At 66.1% G+C, this 15808-nt stretch carries 11 protein-coding genes; 6 read left to right on the forward strand and 5 right to left on the reverse strand.

Going from position 1 to position 15808, the window contains the following annotated elements:
* A partial coding sequence (locus tag AUL28_RS03075; RefSeq protein WP_062230625.1) for an endo-1,4-beta-xylanase occupies positions 1 to 1203 on the forward strand: 1203 nt, incomplete at its 5' end.
* A 105-nt stretch (positions 1204 to 1308) separates the two neighbouring features.
* On the opposite strand, the gene AUL28_RS03080 is transcribed toward AUL28_RS03075, so the two are convergent.
* From AUL28_RS03080 to AUL28_RS03095, 4 genes are read right to left on the reverse strand one after another with little or no spacing between them, the layout of a single operon-like run.
* Positions 1309 to 2445 (reverse strand): NAD-dependent epimerase/dehydratase family protein, encoded by a 1137-nt coding sequence (locus AUL28_RS03080; RefSeq protein WP_058599943.1) that lies wholly within the window; start codon positions 2443 to 2445, stop codon positions 1309 to 1311.
* Positions 2446 to 2471: 26 nt separating this feature from the next.
* Entirely contained in the window at positions 2472 to 4001 is a 1530-nt protein-coding gene (locus AUL28_RS03085; protein ID WP_062230626.1) for a glycosyltransferase family 2 protein, read from the reverse strand.
* 21 nt (positions 4002 to 4022) lie between these two features.
* On the reverse strand, positions 4023 to 5486 hold the full coding sequence (locus AUL28_RS03090) for a UDP-glucose dehydrogenase family protein (RefSeq protein WP_062230627.1): 1464 nt from the start codon (positions 5484 to 5486) through the stop codon (positions 4023 to 4025).
* Entirely contained in the window at positions 5483 to 6577 is a 1095-nt protein-coding gene (locus tag AUL28_RS03095; RefSeq protein ID WP_062230628.1) for a UDP-glucuronic acid decarboxylase family protein, read from the reverse strand. Before AUL28_RS03095 ends, AUL28_RS03090 begins: the two co-directional genes overlap by 4 nt.
* Positions 6578 to 7237: 660 nt before the next feature.
* On the opposite strand from AUL28_RS03095, the gene AUL28_RS03100 reads away from it, so the two are divergent.
* Positions 7238 to 7924, forward strand: coding sequence for a LuxR C-terminal-related transcriptional regulator (locus tag AUL28_RS03100; protein WP_192843385.1), 687 nt, complete (start codon positions 7238 to 7240; stop codon positions 7922 to 7924).
* Positions 7925 to 8014: 90 nt separating this feature from the next.
* Here AUL28_RS03100 and AUL28_RS03105 read toward each other — a convergent pair whose 3' ends face one another.
* Positions 8015 to 8608, reverse strand: coding sequence for a hypothetical protein (locus AUL28_RS03105; RefSeq protein ID WP_062230663.1), 594 nt, complete (start codon positions 8606 to 8608; stop codon positions 8015 to 8017).
* A gap of 402 nt (positions 8609 to 9010) precedes the next feature.
* On the opposite strand from AUL28_RS03105, the gene AUL28_RS03110 reads away from it, so the two are divergent.
* The 4 genes from AUL28_RS03110 to AUL28_RS03125 all read left to right on the forward strand — a co-directional run bounded on the left by AUL28_RS03110 (position 9011) and on the right by AUL28_RS03125 (position 15803).
* Positions 9011 to 10087, forward strand: coding sequence for a hypothetical protein (locus AUL28_RS03110; RefSeq protein WP_062230629.1), 1077 nt, complete (start codon positions 9011 to 9013; stop codon positions 10085 to 10087).
* Positions 10088 to 10227: 140 nt separating this feature from the next.
* Entirely contained in the window at positions 10228 to 12183 is a 1956-nt protein-coding gene (locus AUL28_RS03115; protein WP_062230630.1) for a hypothetical protein, read from the forward strand.
* Between the two features lie 387 nt (positions 12184 to 12570).
* Entirely contained in the window at positions 12571 to 14454 is a 1884-nt protein-coding gene (locus AUL28_RS03120; RefSeq protein WP_062230664.1) for a type I secretion system permease/ATPase, read from the forward strand.
* Positions 14451 to 15803, forward strand: a complete 1353-nt coding sequence (locus AUL28_RS03125; protein WP_062230631.1) for an HlyD family type I secretion periplasmic adaptor subunit — start codon at positions 14451 to 14453, stop codon at positions 15801 to 15803. Before AUL28_RS03120 ends, AUL28_RS03125 begins: the two co-directional genes overlap by 4 nt.
* Positions 15804 to 15808: the final 5 nt, after the last annotated feature.

Here is a 15808-nt window from a genome sequence, read left to right on the forward strand (position 1 = left end):
GGCGATAGACCCGCGCGACGGCGAGACGGCCTGGGGCGGCGCGGCCATCTCGCGCCCGCGCCCGCCGCTGGCCATCCGCTCAACCGGCGCGCGCTTCTGCTTCTGGGGGTGGGCGGCTTCGTGCTCGCCTCGGCCGAGCCCTCCAGCGCGCCGGAGCGCCCGTCCTTGCGGCAGGCGGCCGCGCGCACCGGCCGGCGCTTCGGCGCGGCGGTGCGTATCGAACAGATCGCGGCCGAGCCCGATCTCCGGGATGCGGTGCTCGCCGACTGCGACGCGCTGACGCCCGAAATCGCGATGAAATGGGATGCGATCGAGCCCGAGCCCGGCCGGCGCGATTTTTCGCGCGCGGACGGGCTGGTGCGGTTCGCGCAAGACAACGGCCGCGCCCTGCATGGCCACACGCTGCTCTGGCACCGCAGCGTGCCTCCTTGGGCGGAAGCGGCGCTGCGCGAGACGCCCGATTGGGGGCTGATCTCGGCGCATTTCGAAGCGGTCCTGTCGCGCTACGGCGCGGACATCGCGACATGGGATGTCGTGAACGAGCCGATCGACACCGGCCAGCGTATGGACGGCTTGCGGACCAGCGTCTTCCTCGCCGCCTTCGGGGAGGATTATGTGGAGCGCGCCTTTGTGGAGGCGCGCGCTCATGCGCCCCAAGCCGTGCTCTTTCTCAACGAATACGGGCTGGACTACGACATTCCCGTCGAGACCGACCGGCGCTATCTCCTCCTGAAGCTGATCGAGAAGCTGAAGGTGCGAGGCGCGCCGCTCGGCGGCATCGGGCTCCAGGCGCATCTGGACCTGCGCAAGGGGCCCTTCTCCGAGCCCGTTCTCGCCCGCTTTCTGGAGGAGATCCGGGGCTTCGGGCTCGACATCCACATCACCGAACTCGATGTGCGCGAGCGCGATCTGACGGCTCCGCCCGCCCTGCGCGACCAGCTCGTGGCCGAGATCGCCAAGCGCTATCTCGACGTGGCGCTGGACTGCCCGAGCGTTTCGGCCGTCTCCACCTGGGGCCTGTCCACCCGCCATTCCTGGCTCGCGATCGAGCCGGAGGATCTCGATTTCTATTGGCGTCTCGTCGGCAACCAAGGCCCAGGCCCCGGCTTCAACCGGGGCCTGCCCTATGATTCCAACATGCGCCCCGCGCCGATGCGCGAGGCGATCCTGGCCGCCTTCGAAAGGCGGCCATTGTCTCTCTGAGGCTAGAGCCCATCCATCGAACATAGGTTCGCTAAATGGGCTCTAGTCCCTTGTTTCTCGCATTGTCCGGGCGCGAAAGCCGACCCGGCTTTCGCTGGAAATGCTCTAGACCACGAGCCGCGAGCCCTGCAATTCGCCCAGGCAGGTCTGCGCCCGGTCCACCGGGCGGCGGGCGCGGGAAACCCATTCGATCAGCTCGCCCATGCCCTCTTCGAACCCGCGCCGGGGCGTGAGGCCGAAATCGCGCTCCAGCTTGGAAATGTCGGCGAAGCAGTGCCTGATGTCGCCGACCCGGTGCTGGCCGAGAATCTCCGGGCCGATATTCTTGTGCAGGAGACGGGCGAGCACGGCGGCGATCTCGCGCACCGTGATCGAGCGCCCGGAGCCGACATTGTAATAGTCCCAGACGGACATATCGCTGTCGAGCACGGTGGCGAAGGCGCGCGCGACGTCATGCACATGCACGAAGTCGCGCCGCTGCGACCCGTCCTCGAAAACGAGCGGGGGCTGGTCGTTCAGAAGGCGCGAGATGAAGATGGCCGCCACCCCCGTATAGGGGTTCGACAGCGCCTGGCGCGAGCCATAGGCGTTGAACAGGCGCAGCGCCACGGTCGGGATGCCGAGCGCCCGGCCGACCGAGAGAAACATCTCCTCATGGTCGCGCTTGTTGACGGCATAGATCGAGGCGGGCTGAAGCAGCTTGTCCTCGGCCGTCGGCACGGGAACGAGCGGGCTGCCGTCCTCGTCCGCCAGCTCCCATTCATGGGCAGCGAGCTGTTCGTGCGGGCGAAGGGCGGGGGCGACGGTGCCGCAGCGCCCGCTATAGGCCCCTTCGCCATAGATCGACATGGAGGAGGCGACCGCGATGCGCTGCACCTTGTGCGGCCGGCGCGACAGCGTTTCGAGCATGATCGCCGCCGTCATGACATTGTTGCGGCAGTAATCGACGATATTCGTCATGGACTGGCCGACGCCCACCGAAGCGGCGAGATGGGCCAGATGCGTGACGCCCGTGAGCGCGCTTTCGAACACGCCGTCGTCCAGGATATCACCCCGGATGCGCCGGGCGCGGCGGTCGAGATAGACGGGCCAGCCATCGGCATCGACCTCCGCATCGGCATGGACCTGCGGTTTCAGGCAGTCGAGCACGCTCACCTCGAAATCGCGTTCGAGAAGCTGGTCGATCAGATGCGAGCCGATGAAGCCGGCGCCGCCCGTGACGAGAACATGACCTTTGGACATGGGTGTCTTCCTTGGGAAACGAGGGATCAGAGAGCGAGGCCGCCGGCGGAGGCCTGCGGTTCGCCGGTGAGATTGCGATTGGCGGGGATGGGGATCGGCAGGTCTGCGCCCAGGCGCACCACGGCCGGCTGCGAGCCGGCGACGGTGCGCACCAGCTCGTGATTGGCGTCGATCTTCACCGTGCGCTCCCAGACGAGCCCGCGATCGCGCAGGAACATCCAGAAGCCGATGGCGAGCGGCACCAACCAGATGAGCCACCAGAGAACGAGGGAGGCCGGATTGACGCGCAGGAGATAGCGCAGCCGGTCCACCCGCTGCGGCAGGATGAGCTTCGCCCGCCGCCAGACCGAGACATAGATCGCCCCCAGCGTCACCGCGAAGGTGGCGATGTTGAAGGCGGCGAGCGCCAGCGACCAGTCCGGCACCGGACTGACCCCCGCCTTCCACTCGGCCAGCGCCCAAAGGCCGAGCGGCAGGCCGATCGCGTTGACTGACAGCGACAGGCAGGGCCCGAAGTTCAGCCGCGCCCGGAAGCGCTGCCAGGGCGTCATGCCCATGTCCTTCAAGGGCTGGGCGAGGCTCTGGAAGAAGCCGCAGACCCAGCGCTTGCGCTGCGTGATGCCGTGGCCGAGCGTCGAGGGCACTTCCTCGATCAAGGGGTTCTGGATGATGCCGATGCGCTTGCCATGGGTCCAGAAGCGCATCCCCACTTCCGGGTCCTCGATCGTGATCCAGGGATGGAAGCCGCCGAGCGCCAGGAGATCGGACGCGCGGAAGAACAGGCCCTTGCCGAGCACCCAATAGGGCTGCCGGCCACGCGCCGAGAGATGGGGATAGAGAAACCCGTCCCAGGCCATGTGGTCGAAGGCGTGCCAGGAAGCGGGCAGGGTGGAGAGGAGATTGCCGGCGATATTCTGGGCTTGCAGAACGTCGTAATGGCGCATCCCGGCCGAGGCCGCGAGGAAATGGTCCGGCGGCGGGCAGGAATCGGCGTCGATATAATTGACGAGGAAATCCTCGCCGCCCGCCATCTCCTCGGCCAGGGTGTAAAAGGCATAGACGAGCTGACGCGTCTTCTTGGGCGGTAGGGCGCGAACGCCCGCCCGCTTGCCCTTGTGCCACCAGTAGGCCTTCGGGTTCTCGTCCCAGCTGCGCCAGACCACCTGCCAGGACGGATCGGTCGTGGCGGGCACCTCGACGATCTGCAGAAAGGCGAATTCCTGCGCGAGCCGCCGCAGGCTTTCCACGGTCGCCGTGTCGTTGGCATTGGGAATGGCGACCACACGGTAGCGCGCGGCGGGATAGTCGATGCGGGCGAGCGACAGGAAGGTCGTCCGCATCGTGGATTCGAGTTCGCGCAGCACGGGGTAGAAGAGCACGATATAGGGGTGCTCTTCCGGCTGGCGGCCCTCCGCCTCGCTTGGGTTCACCCAGTCCACCGGCAGACGCAGGAAGAACAGGCCGAGCCCCAGCGAGAGGGCATAGAGGATCTGGGACAGGAGGAAGACGGACACGAGAATCGTGTCCGCGCCTCCCGCCATGGCGAGCGAGGACATGGCTTTGTGTCTCCCCTCGCGTCAGGTGGCGTGGCCGTTGAGGCCGGTCTTGGCCGCCTTTGCCGCCGCGACGAGCTCCAGCGGCGGCAGGTCGGCCGGCCCCAGCGCCGGCATGGCCTCGCTCGGCCGCACCGCCGGGACGGGCGGCAAGGGTGCGGGGAGGGGCGCGGGCATGGCCAGCCTTTCGCGCCGCCCGATGCCAAAGGCGCGCAGACCCACGGCGCGAAGGCGCTCGGGCGAGAGCATGTTGCGCAGGTCCACGAATACGTCGCCGCGCATCGAGGCCTTGACGCGGGCAAGGTCCAGCGCGGCGAATTCCGGCCAGTCGGTCAGAAGCAGGGCCGCGTCCGCCCCGTCCAGGCATTCATAGGCGCTTCCCATATACTCCGCCTCCGGCAGGAGCGAGCGGGCATGGGCCATGCCTTCGGGGTCGAAGATGCGCAGCCTTGCCCCCGCCGCCCGAAGCGCGGCCAGAATCGGCAGCGAAGGGGCCTGGCGCATGTCGTCCGTGCCCGCCTTGAAGGTGACGCCGAGCACGGCGATCGTGCGCCCGCGCGCTTCGCCGAGCGCGCGGATGACGCGCCGGCCCATGGCCCGCTTGCGCCCCTCGTTGGCCGCGACCGTGCTTTCCACAAGGCGCAGCTGGACGCCATGCCCCTGGGCGGCGGCGAGCAGCGCCTCCGTGTCCTTGGGAAAGCACGAGCCGCCATAGCCCGGCCCCGGCCGCAGGAAGGCGGCCCCGATGCGCCGGTCCAGCCCCATGCCGAGCGAGACTTCCTCGACATCGGCATCCGCCACCTCGCAGAGATCGGCGATCTCGTTGATGAAGGCGATCTTGGCAGCCAGAAAGGCGTTGGCAGCATATTTGATCATCTCCGCCGAGGCGCGCTCGGTGAAGACGAGAGGCGCGCCCCGCTCCGTCAGCGGGCGGTAGATATCCGCCAGAAGACGGCGCGCCGGCTTGGCGCTTGTGCCCACCACGATCCGATCCGGCGCGCGGAAATCGGCCAGCGCCGAGCCCTCGCGCAGGAATTCGGGATTGGACACGACATCGAAGGCGATGCCGGGTCTGACATCGCGCAGGATGCGCTCCACCGCCTCGCCCGTGCCGACCGGGACGGTGGATTTCACGATCACGGCGAGCGGGCGCACCGCCGCGCGGCCGATCGCCTCGGCCACGGCATGAACGGCCGACAGATCGGCCGAATGATCGATCGCCGAGGGCGGCGTGCCGACAGCGACGAAGACGGCGCGCACGCGCCGGTCGAGCGGCAGCGCGCCCGACGCAAAGCTCAAGTGCCCCGCCGCGACCTCGGCCTTGACCAACTCTTCGAGCCCCGGCTCGAAGATCGGCATCTCGCCGCGCTGGAGACGGGCGATCTTGCCCGCATCCGTGTCATAGCAGGTGATGTCGTGGCCGAGTTCGGCGAGGCACGCGCCGGTGACGAGGCCGACATAGCCGGTTCCGATAACGACGATCCTCATGACACCAACACTCCCTCGGCTTGCGGGCGGGCCGCTTGAGGGCGAGTGGCGGCGGCGAGGAAGCCTGGCAGGAGGCGCACCGGCGGCTCGGCCGCGATGCGCCCTGCGAAATAGCCGATCGTGCGGGCCAGCCCCGTGCGCAGGGAAACCTTGGGCTCCCAGTTCAGAAGGGCCCTCGCCTTGGCGATATCGGGCCTGCGGCGGCGTGGATCGTCCACCGGCAAGGGGTGGCGCACGATGCGCGAGCGCGAGCCGGTGAGTTCCACCACCAGTTCGGCCAGTTCGTCCATCCGCGTTTCCACCGGATTGCCGAGATTGACCGGGCCGGATGGATCGCCGTCCAGCGCCATCAGCGCGAGGAAGCCGGCGATCAGATCGTCGGCATAGCAGAAGGAGCGCGTCTGCGATCCGTCGCCATAGACGGTGATGTCCTCGCCGCGCAGCGCCTGCACCACGAAGTTGGAGACGACGCGCCCGTCGTCCGGGTGCATGAAAGGGCCGTAGGTGTTGAAGATGCGCGCCATGCGCAGCTCCAGCCCGGCGCGTGCGCAGCCATCGGTGAACACGGCTTCGGCAAAGCGCTTGCCCTCGTCGTAGCAGGCGCGGGGGCCGACCGGATTCACATGGCCGGCATAGGTTTCGGGCTGGGGGTGGATGTCCGGATCGCCATAGACCTCGGAGGTCGAGGCGTGGAAGATCCGCGCCCCATCCTCGGCCGCGCGCTCCAGAACCCGCCGCGCCCCATCCGCGCAGATGAAGAGCGTGCGTACGGGGTCGCGCTGGTAATGCGGCGGGGAGGCCGGGCAGGCGAGGTTCCAGATCTCGTCGAAGCGCGGCAGGCCGGCCGGGAAGGGTTCGACCACGTCATGCTCGATGAGGGTGAGGCGATTTGTCGCCACGAGCGGGCGCAGGTTCTCCCGGCTGCCCGTGGCGTAATTGTCGAGGCACACGACGTGATGCCCGCGTGCGAGCAAGGCTTCGCACAAATGCGTGCCGAGAAATCCGGCGCCACCTGTCACGGCGACGACTTTGCTGGAAGATGATCGCGGCATGGAACGAGCCGGGCGAGCCGGCCGATGCTGAATTTTCATGATGAACCGCCGACGTTTCGAGGAAGGATTGTCGGGATATTCCCGACATGAACTTCAAGAAATGCCGATTCTGTGACGTGGAATCAGAGAAAAGGCAGTCGAACGCCGCAATCGTCTTCCGATTACTTACACAGCCGATGGAGGGGTGCAAGCCTCGCACAAGGCCAGCGATTCGCAGTCCACCAACCGAGGTCTGTTGACGGCGCTTTCAGCGCGGCCTCTCGTAACCTCCAGTTTGTCGCGTTGCGAAGCGCAGGACGACGGCGAGACTATCAACACAAACCGGATCCTTCTCTTCGAGATTGTGTCTGGAGACCTGTCCCTGCCATTCCGACAATTGCCGCCGAGGCGGTGGGCGGCCCTCAAAGGTCAGAGCGGCAAGCCGACGGGAAGTATTACCCTCGCAGGTCGTATCCTCGGAACTAACCCAAATGGGTGAGACATTCTGTGCGCTGCAAATGGAAAACGATCAAGACTGTGGACCTGAACGCATATACACCCCGTATGGGCATTGAAGATGCTTGATTTTTCCGCAACGTAATATCTTTATGTAAGCAGTCTTCGGGCTTGTCCGAATATACGCTTTGGGAATGTAAAGTGGGGATTTTCCTGACGCAATAAAAACCCACGATCGGGGGTGTTATGTGTAACGTCTTACTGGTGACGGACGAGCCGTGTTTTGCCGCTGGTTTCGTGAGCGTGCTGGAGCGGCAGGACTTCGGCGAACTGCGGGTTGCAACCTGCGTGACCGACCTGTCCGAAGCCATGGAAACCGTGCGCGCCACGCAGGCGGATGTGGTGGCGCTGGATGTCGCCATGGCGGGGTTCGACGCCGACGCACTGGCGGCTTTCCATCGCGCCTTGAATGCGCGTTCAGGGCTTCTTGTTCTAGAACAGGCGCGCCAGCGCGAGTCGGTGGAGGCTGCCTTCGCGGCCGGGGCGCGGGGCTATATCCTGAAATCGGCGGGCGAGGCCGACCTGTTCGATGCCGTGCGCCGCGTGGCGCGGGGCGAAACCTATCTTGATCCGCGTCTGGTGCCCGTCATGATGGCGCCCCAGATCAACCGGAACGACCATGCCGCCGTTCTGACCCGACTCGACACGACCTGCGGACGCGTCTCGGCGCGCGAATTGTCGGTGCTGCGGCGCACGGCCTATGGCTACAGCGCCAAGGAGATCGCCAGGGATCTCGACATCAGCCAAAAGTCGGTCGAGACCTACAAGGCCCGCGCCATCGCCAAGCTCGGCCTCGCCTCGCGCTCCGACATCATCCGCTATGCCCATCGCGCCGGCTGGTTCAACTCGATCCTCGAATTCGATGGCGGCGAGGAACGCCGCCCCCACTGATACAAGAGGACGTGGGCTCGGCTACCGCAGCAATGACGGAGTCTTCAGCGCTTGAGGGAACCTCGCTTTCGAGGTTCCCTCAAGCGCTTGTCATGCGCCCGGCCGAGGCCCGCGCGCCTCCGCCGTTCTGAGATGGGCTTCGAGGCCCTGCAGGAAGCGCCAGAGATCGCGGTTCAACTCGTTCATCGCCTGGATTTCATGGCGGATCGCCTCGATCCGCGCGCCGTCCATGGGCTTGGCCGCGCCGAAGCGCAGCCCCTTGGCCCGCTCCTCCAGTCGCATCGCATGGGTCTGCGTGATCTCGCCCGCCTCGTTTACCGTGAACATGGCGTGCAGGAGATCGTTGCGCAGGCGCGTGCCCGATTCGAACCGCGCCATCAGCCGCTTCAGCTCGCCCGACAAGGCGCGGTCGGCGAGCTTCACGCGCGCCAGACGCTGCACCAGATCCACCCGCGCCCGGCTGGTGTTCAGCGTGCCGAAGACGATCAGCGCCGAGGCTCGGTCGCAGCGCAGAAGCAGCATGATGAAGTAAACCAGCAGGCTTTCGTTGTTGGACCAACTATAGGACATCTGGCCGATCAGGGTGAAGACGTCGCCCCGCGCGGCCGTGGCGGCAGCGTCGCGCGCCGCCGTTTCGATCGCGTCGAAATCGGGCGTGGGCGGTAGTTGGCTGGTCGGCGACATGCCCGTCTCCTCGGATTTTTCCAACGCTTGGACCTCGTGTGAGGCAGCATCTCACCGCCCGCTCGGCCTGTCCTGACGGAAAACCCCCGACAGGGTGAAGGATTCTTCCCCGCAAGACAAAGCGACTGGCATCGGCAATGTTAACGAAGTCTTAACGAACCCGGAAGGTTCGAAAGACCTCAGGGGAAACCAAGTAAACCCTCTGAAAGACAGCCTGAGCGGCGTCGAGCCGCACAGTCTATCTGTTGCGTCATCTTTCTGCCGACGTCCCGGATCGCCGCAATCGTATCGGGTCGGCGGGCCAGAAAGACCAAAGAACACTTTTCGAAAACACAAGGCCGGATGTCCGTCTCCCGCAGAAGAGGAGCGACGGCGGCCCTTTCATCTCAAAGGGAGACTACAATGAGCGTCGATCGCAACGCCACCGCTTTGGCCGGCTCCGTCGCGGAAGCCTATGTCAATTCGCCGAGCTTCGAGAACCAGGGCAACGACCAGTCGGCCGATGGTTCGAACGTCCATAGCGACCTGTCGGACAACAGCGTTTCCGACTCCGGTAATGACAGCTCGAACAATTCGAACCAGGGCAACAATTACAGCGACAACTCGAATTCCAGCACGAACGACTCGGGCAACGACAACTCGACCAACCTCGATGTCGGCGGCGTGTCGGATGTCGCCAACGACAAGAGCACGAACGATTCGGGCAACGACAATTCCGACAACACGAACCAGAACAACGACTACAGCCAAGTTGCGGATTCCAACAACGACAACTCGACCAATCTGGATGTCGGCGGCGTGTCGGATGTCGCCAACGACAAGAGCACGAACGATTCGGGCAACGACAATTCCAACAACTCGAACCAGAACAATGATTCGAGCAACAGCAGCACCAACGACTCCTACAACGACAACAGCCATTACAGTTCGGATGCGAGCAACACCAACTCGCACAACGACAGCAGCCTGAACGTCTCGTTGCAGGACTCGCTCAACGACTACAGCACGTCGATCTCGGACTCGTTCAACTCCGACGACGACCTGATCGACGTGGCCGGTCTGTGCAACAAGCTCGACGGCATCATCGGCACGATCGGCGGCGACGCCTTGAATGCGGAAGGTGGGCAGGCGCTGCTCGGAGACGGCAACGTCTTCTCCATCCAGCAGATCGCGACACTCAACGACGGCGACTGGCTCAATCAGCCGAGCACCAGCCTCCAGATGCAGGGCGGCAGCGGCGACTTCTCGATGAACGCCTCGGACCTCCATGGCGGCACGGCAACGGCCACCCACGACGGTTCGCTCTCGGCCGGCGCCAGCTCGACCCTCTCGGCCGGCAACAGCGCCGCGGCGGGCATTTCGGGCGGCCATTCGGCCCTCAACATGGACATCGCGATGGGCGCCAACGTCCAGTACACCAGCGTCGACATGGCCGTGGTCGGCGGTGACGCCGGCGGTGCCGACTTCGGCGACGCCTGACGCAGACCGGAGCGCCCGTCAAACCCTCACGGGCGCTCCGTTTCCTAGGCTCGCGTCGTCTCGCCGGTTGTCCCTGACAGGCCAGCGAGCGGCGTGAGCCTTTTCTTCTTCGAAATCATGGTTTCGACAGGAGCGGAGCGATGCTCATTCTCGAGGCCCAGGAGACCATCGCCCGCTTCATCGGGCTGTTCCGTGTCGATACGGTGGATGCCGGTATTCACGCCCGCCTAGCCACCGGCACGCCGCATCTCTCGCATGTCGCGCCTCGCTCGCATGGCGCCGAAGACCTCGACCCGCGAAGCGCCGGCCTCTCCTCTCCCGTTTACGACCCGCATATCCGCCTCGCCAACGATCGGTTCGAGATCGAAGAGGCGGCGAGCCGGCTTCTCGCCCCACCCCATATCGAGGTCACGCTCCACCCGCTGCATCCCGCCCTTGGCCACGGCCCCGCCCATGCCAGCCTGCCGGACAGCTCGATGGGCCTGGAGACGATGGGCGTGCGGACATTCGAGGCCGATATTCTCTATCGCCACGTCCCCTCGGACTCGCTCTTCGCCATTCAGGATCAGGTCGGCCTGATCGACGATCGCGACACGCTGATCCTCGATCCCGACGCCGACCCGCTCGCCGTGGTGAATCACGTCACCCAGCAGTTCGAGGCCATGCTGGACGCCGCCGTGAGCTTCCGCTCGCTGCCCGGTATTCCCCACACGCCCGCCGACCTGAAGGGGCTCCTTGTAACCAACGCGATGCAGGAGGGCGCCGAGCCCTCCGCCGCCGGTGCGCCGACCGGCCATGAGGGCATCTTCATCAATGGCGAGCGGGCCGACAGCGCTCCCGACATCGCCAAGCTCATTGAGGACACACGCTCAGGCCCCGACTTAAGCGAAGACCAACCGCTGCTTCAGACGGGCGGCAACCTGTCGGCCAATCAGGCCGGGCTTCTCAATGTCGGGCATCTCGGCGCGGTCACGGTGGTGAAGGGCGACTGGTATGAGGTCAACTCCATCCGCCAGCTCAACATCCATGCCGATCAAGACTCGGTCGAAGGTCTGGGCGAGGCGGTGAATGTCGCGATCGCCGACACGACGAAGAGCTACAATATCGCGAGCTTCGAGCGCATCGACGCCACGCCGAACGGCCGCCCCGCCTTCGACCCGCGTGACAGCCTGCCGGCGCATTACAAGGTGGATGTGATCGAGGGCAATCTGGAGATCGCCAATTTCCTGCGGCAGGTGAAGCTGACGCTGGATGGCGATCAGGTCGTGCTCTCGGCGATGGAGTCCACCGTGCGCGCCACGACCGGCGGCAACGAGAGCTTCAACATCGCCTCGCTCTCCAAGCTGCTCGGCTCCTACGATCTCGTGATCGTCGGCGGCAGCGTCTACGAGGGCAACTTCATCCAGCAGATCAACATTCTGAACGACAGCGACCGGATCGTGTCCGATGTGGCCGGCACGGGTGGATCGCTCTCGACCTCGGGCAATCTTCTCGTCAACCATGCTTCGATCGTGAATGTCGGCGGCCTGTCGGACTTCACCGGCTTCTCGGCCGAGATGCGCGATCTCGTCTCGGCCTTCGAGAAGGGCCAAGGGCATGGCGACCCGGACCTGGGCGCCGATCTCGCCTTTCTCGCCGGGCGCAACATCCGAGTTCTTTACATCTCGGGCGACGTGATCGAGACGAACGTCATCTCGCAGATCAACATTCTGGACGATGCCGACACGGTGCGCATGGCCGACGGCACGCTGGCGCGCCTTGCCAATGTGCTGGCCCCGGAGGCGCAATGGACGGTGACGACGGGCGGCAACGCGCTCCTCAACGAGGCGAAGATCGTCGATCTCGACGATGCCGGCCATGTCCGCTTTCTCGGCGGCGAATATTACTCGGGCTCCATGCTGCTTCAGGCCGATCTCGTGGCGAGCGGCCCGGACATCCAGACCTTCGACACGGGCAGGCTCGTGCCCGAACTGATCGCCTTCGTCTCCGACATTCAGGGCGACGGCGCCAACCACCTGTCCGACACGCTGTCCCATTCCGCTTCGAGCCTCGGCCATGACGCGCCGGGCGATGGTGTGGCGGGCATCCTGTCGTGACCGGCAGAACCAAAAAACAGAACCAGAAGAAGACGACATGAGGGGAAAGACGCCATGAACGAGGACAAGCCGGGCCCGCGCCTCAGCGACCCCGAACGGGACGCGCGCGAGCGGGACATCTTCGCCTCCATGCAGGCGGCCGTCAGCGCCATGCGGGCCGAAGGGGAGGGGGCGGCAGCGCCTGCGACAGCAGCGCCTGCGACAGCAGCCCCGGCACCATCAGCACCCGAGCCCATGACGGCGACCGCGCCTGCCATGGCCCCCCGGCCGGCCGAGCCGGCGCCCCGCGCGCCCGCCGCCGCCGCGCCTCCGATCGAGATGCAAATTCCCGAACGCGCGGCTCCGCAGGCGGCCCCGATCCCTCAAGCCCCCATGCCGCAACCTGCCATGGCGCAAGCCGCCCCCGTGCCTCAGGCGAGCGTCGCCAACGAGCCTGGCCGCGTCGCTCCCTCGCTGCGCGGCACTGTGATCGAGGGCGAGGCGGGCGGCCCGCTTCTGCCGGAAGGGCGCGCGGCGGCCAATGACGCGGGCTCGCAGATCACCCGCAAGAGCCCGCAGGTGAATTTCCGCGTCGCTCTGGAGCAGACCAAGGCGCGCGTGCGGCGAAACCTCGCCTGGATTTTCGCCTTCACCATTCTCATCAACGTTCTCGTGCTGGCGGTGCCGATCTACCTCTTCCAGATTTCGGACCGCGTGCTCACCTCCCGCTCGCTCGACACGCTGGTCATGCTGACGCTGATCGTGGTCGGGGCCATTGTCGGGCAGGTGGCGCTCGACCTCATCCGCCGCTCCATCCTGATGCGCACGGCGGTCGAGGTGGAAACGCGGCTCGGCTCGCCCATCCTTTCGGCGGCTTCGCGCTCGGCCCTGTCGGGCTCGGGCAAGGACTACCAGATCCTGGCCGATCTCCAGCATATCCGCGCCTTTCTGACGGGCTCGACGCTTCTAGCCATGCTGGATGCGCCGCTCGCCCCGCTTTTCATCGTCGCGGTCTGGCTGGTGCACCCGCATCTGGGCGCCATCGTCGTTACCTCGGTCGTGGTGCTTCTTACCGTCGCCTTCTTCAACAAGCGCGCGACGGCGGTTCATTTCGCCGAGGCGAGCGGCCACAATGCGCGCTCGAATCTGACGCTCGACGCGCTGTCGCGCAACGCGCAGATCATCAACGCGCTCGGCATGATCCCCGAGGCCGTGCGCCTTTGGGGCAAGGACAATGCTGCCTCGCTTCGCTCCCAGGTGGCGGCGCAGGATCGCAACGTCTTCTTCTCCTCCATTTCCAAGGCCCTGCGCCTGTTCGCGCAGGTCGGGATGCTCGGCTGGGGCGCCTATCTCTCGCTCGAAGGTCAGCTGACGGGCGGCATGGTGATCGCCTCCTCCATCATCGCCAGCCGCGCGCTGGCCCCGGTGGAGGGCACGATCGAGGGCTGGCGCTCCTATATCCAATCGCGCGCCGCCTATGGGCGCATCTCGCAGCTTCTCCTCAACTCGCCGCTCAATGTGGAGCGCCTGCGCCTGCCCCGGCCGCAGGGGCGGCTCGACGTGGACCGCGTGCTCTATGTGCCGCCGCCCAACAAGAAGGTGATTCTCAACGGCATTTCCTTCTCGCTGAAGCCCGGCGAGGCGCTCGGCATCATCGGCTCGTCCGGCGCGGGCAAATCCACGATCGGGCGCATGCTGGTGGGCTCCATCATGCCGACGGCCGGCAATGTCCGGCTCGACCTCATGGACCTCAAGAACTGGGACCCGCGCCAGCTCGGCGAGAGCATCGGCTATCTCCCGCAGGACGTGCAGCTCTTCCCTGCCTCCATCAAGGTCAATATCGCGCGAATGCGCGAGGACGCGCTGGACGAAGACGTGTTCGAGGCGGCCATGCTGGCCGACATCCACGAACTCGTCGCCTCCTTTCCGCAGGGCTACGAGACCGTGATCGCCGCCGACGGCGCGCCGCTGTCGGGCGGGCAGAAGCAGCGCATCGGTCTCGCGCGCGCCTTCTTCGGCAATCCGCGCCTTGTGGTGCTGGACGAGCCCAATTCCAATCTCGACACGGACGGCGAAAAAGCGCTGGCGCTCGCCATGACGCGGGCGAAGGCCAATGGCACCACGGTCGTCGCCATCACGCAGCGCCATTCGCTCCTGCGCTGCGTCGATCGCATCATGGTGATGGACAAGGGCGCGATCTCCGCCATTGGCGAGCGCAACCAGATCCTGGCGATGATCTCCGGTCAGACCGCCGGCGAGAGCAATGTTCCGGTGCAGAGGAGAGTCCCATGAGCTCCCGTCACGGCGCGATGCACTCGGGCGAGGCGATCGAGGAATGGTATGTCGGCGTGCCTCGCTCGATCCGGGGCATGGTGGTGGGCGGGCTCTGCCTGTCCGTGGTGATCTTCGGCGGTTTCGGTACCTGGGCGAGCACGGCCCCGCTCGCTGCCGCCGTGGTCTCGCACGGCACGTTCGTCGCCACCGGCAAGAACAAGCAGGTGCAGCATTTCGAGGGCGGCATCATCCGCGCTATTCTGGTGCAGGAGGGCGACCGGGTGGAGAAGGGCCAGCCGCTCGTCCTCCTGGACGAGACGGCCGCGCGCACCAATGTGCGCCGGCTGCTTCTGCGCCTCGCCAGCTACGAGGCGCGCGCCAGCCGGCTCCAAGCCATGATCTCGGGCCGCGAGACGCTCGACTTCGGCACGATCGAGGTGGACGAGGAAGACCGCAAGGAGGCCGACCGCATTTTCGAGGGGCAGCGAAACGTCTTCGCCGCCGCGCGCCGGGCGCTGGAGGGGCAGGTCGCCGTGCTCTCGCGCAATCAGGATTCGCTGCGCCGGCGCATGGAGGGCTCGCAGGCCCAGCGCCAGGCGGTGGAGCGCCAAAGCGGGCTGATCCGGCAGGAACTCGCCGCCAAGACCATTCTCTTCAAGCAGGGGCTCTATCGCCGCTCCGATCTCTTCACCGTGGAGCGCGCGGCGGCCGAGGCCGAGGGCGCGCTCGGGCGCATCGAAGGCGAGCTGGGGGACATGCGCTCGCAGATCGCCCGGCTCGACGGACAGATCGCGCAGGCGCGACAGGAGTATCAGCAGGGGGCGACGCAGGAGTTGCAGGGCGTCGAGGCCGACATGGACGACATGCGTGAGCAGCTTCTGGCCGCCCGCAGCGTGCTCGGCCGCACCGAGATCCGCGCGCCGGTGTCCGGCACGCTCGTCAAGCTCAACTACCACACGGCGGGCGGCGTCGTGGAAAGCGGACGGCAGATCGCCGAAATTCTGCCGCGCGACGAAAAGCTGATGATCGAGACGCTGGTGAACCCGACCGACATCAATGGCGTGCGCGCCGGCCAGCCGGCGGGCGTGCGCCTCACCAGCTTCAACCAGCGCACGACGCCCCAGATGCGCGGCCTCGTCACCTATGTTTCGGCCGACACGGTGCCCGACCCCCGGCCGGGCCGGGCGGGGGATGTCTATGTCGTGCGCGTCACCTTGGCCGAGCATGAGGTGGAGCGCGTACCGGGCCTGCGCATCAATCCCGGCATGCCGGCCGACATCTTCATCGAGACCTCGCACCGCACCTTCCTGAACTATCTCGTGAAGCCGGTGCAGGACAGCATGAACCGCGCCTTTCTGGAGCGGTAAACGGC

This window comes from Aureimonas sp. N4 (assembly GCF_001463925.1).
GTDB classification, from domain to species: Bacteria; Pseudomonadota; Alphaproteobacteria; order Rhizobiales; family Rhizobiaceae; genus Aureimonas; species Aureimonas ureilytica_A.

What these genes read in the sequence shown, in the direction of transcription:
- AUL28_RS03080 (WP_058599943.1), bottom strand. Translation starts at nt 2,445, where the DNA reads ATGTCCAAAGGTCATGTTCTCGTCACGGGCGGCGCCGGCTTCATCGGC.
- AUL28_RS03085 (WP_062230626.1), bottom strand. Translation starts at nt 4,001, where the DNA reads ATGTCCTCGCTCGCCATGGCGGGAGGCGCGGACACGATTCTCGTGTCC.
- AUL28_RS03090 (WP_062230627.1), bottom strand. Translation starts at nt 5,486, where the DNA reads ATGAGGATCGTCGTTATCGGAACCGGCTATGTCGGCCTCGTCACCGGC.
- AUL28_RS03095 (WP_062230628.1), bottom strand. Translation starts at nt 6,577, where the DNA reads ATGAAAATTCAGCATCGGCCGGCTCGCCCGGCTCGTTCCATGCCGCGA.
- AUL28_RS03105 (WP_062230663.1), bottom strand. Translation starts at nt 8,608, where the DNA reads ATGTCGCCGACCAGCCAACTACCGCCCACGCCCGATTTCGACGCGATC.
- AUL28_RS03110 (WP_062230629.1), top strand. Translation starts at nt 9,011, where the DNA reads ATGAGCGTCGATCGCAACGCCACCGCTTTGGCCGGCTCCGTCGCGGAA.
- AUL28_RS03115 (WP_062230630.1), top strand. Translation starts at nt 10,228, where the DNA reads ATGCTCATTCTCGAGGCCCAGGAGACCATCGCCCGCTTCATCGGGCTG.
- AUL28_RS03120 (WP_062230664.1), top strand. Translation starts at nt 12,571, where the DNA reads ATGGCGCAAGCCGCCCCCGTGCCTCAGGCGAGCGTCGCCAACGAGCCT.
- AUL28_RS03125 (WP_062230631.1), top strand. Translation starts at nt 14,451, where the DNA reads ATGAGCTCCCGTCACGGCGCGATGCACTCGGGCGAGGCGATCGAGGAA.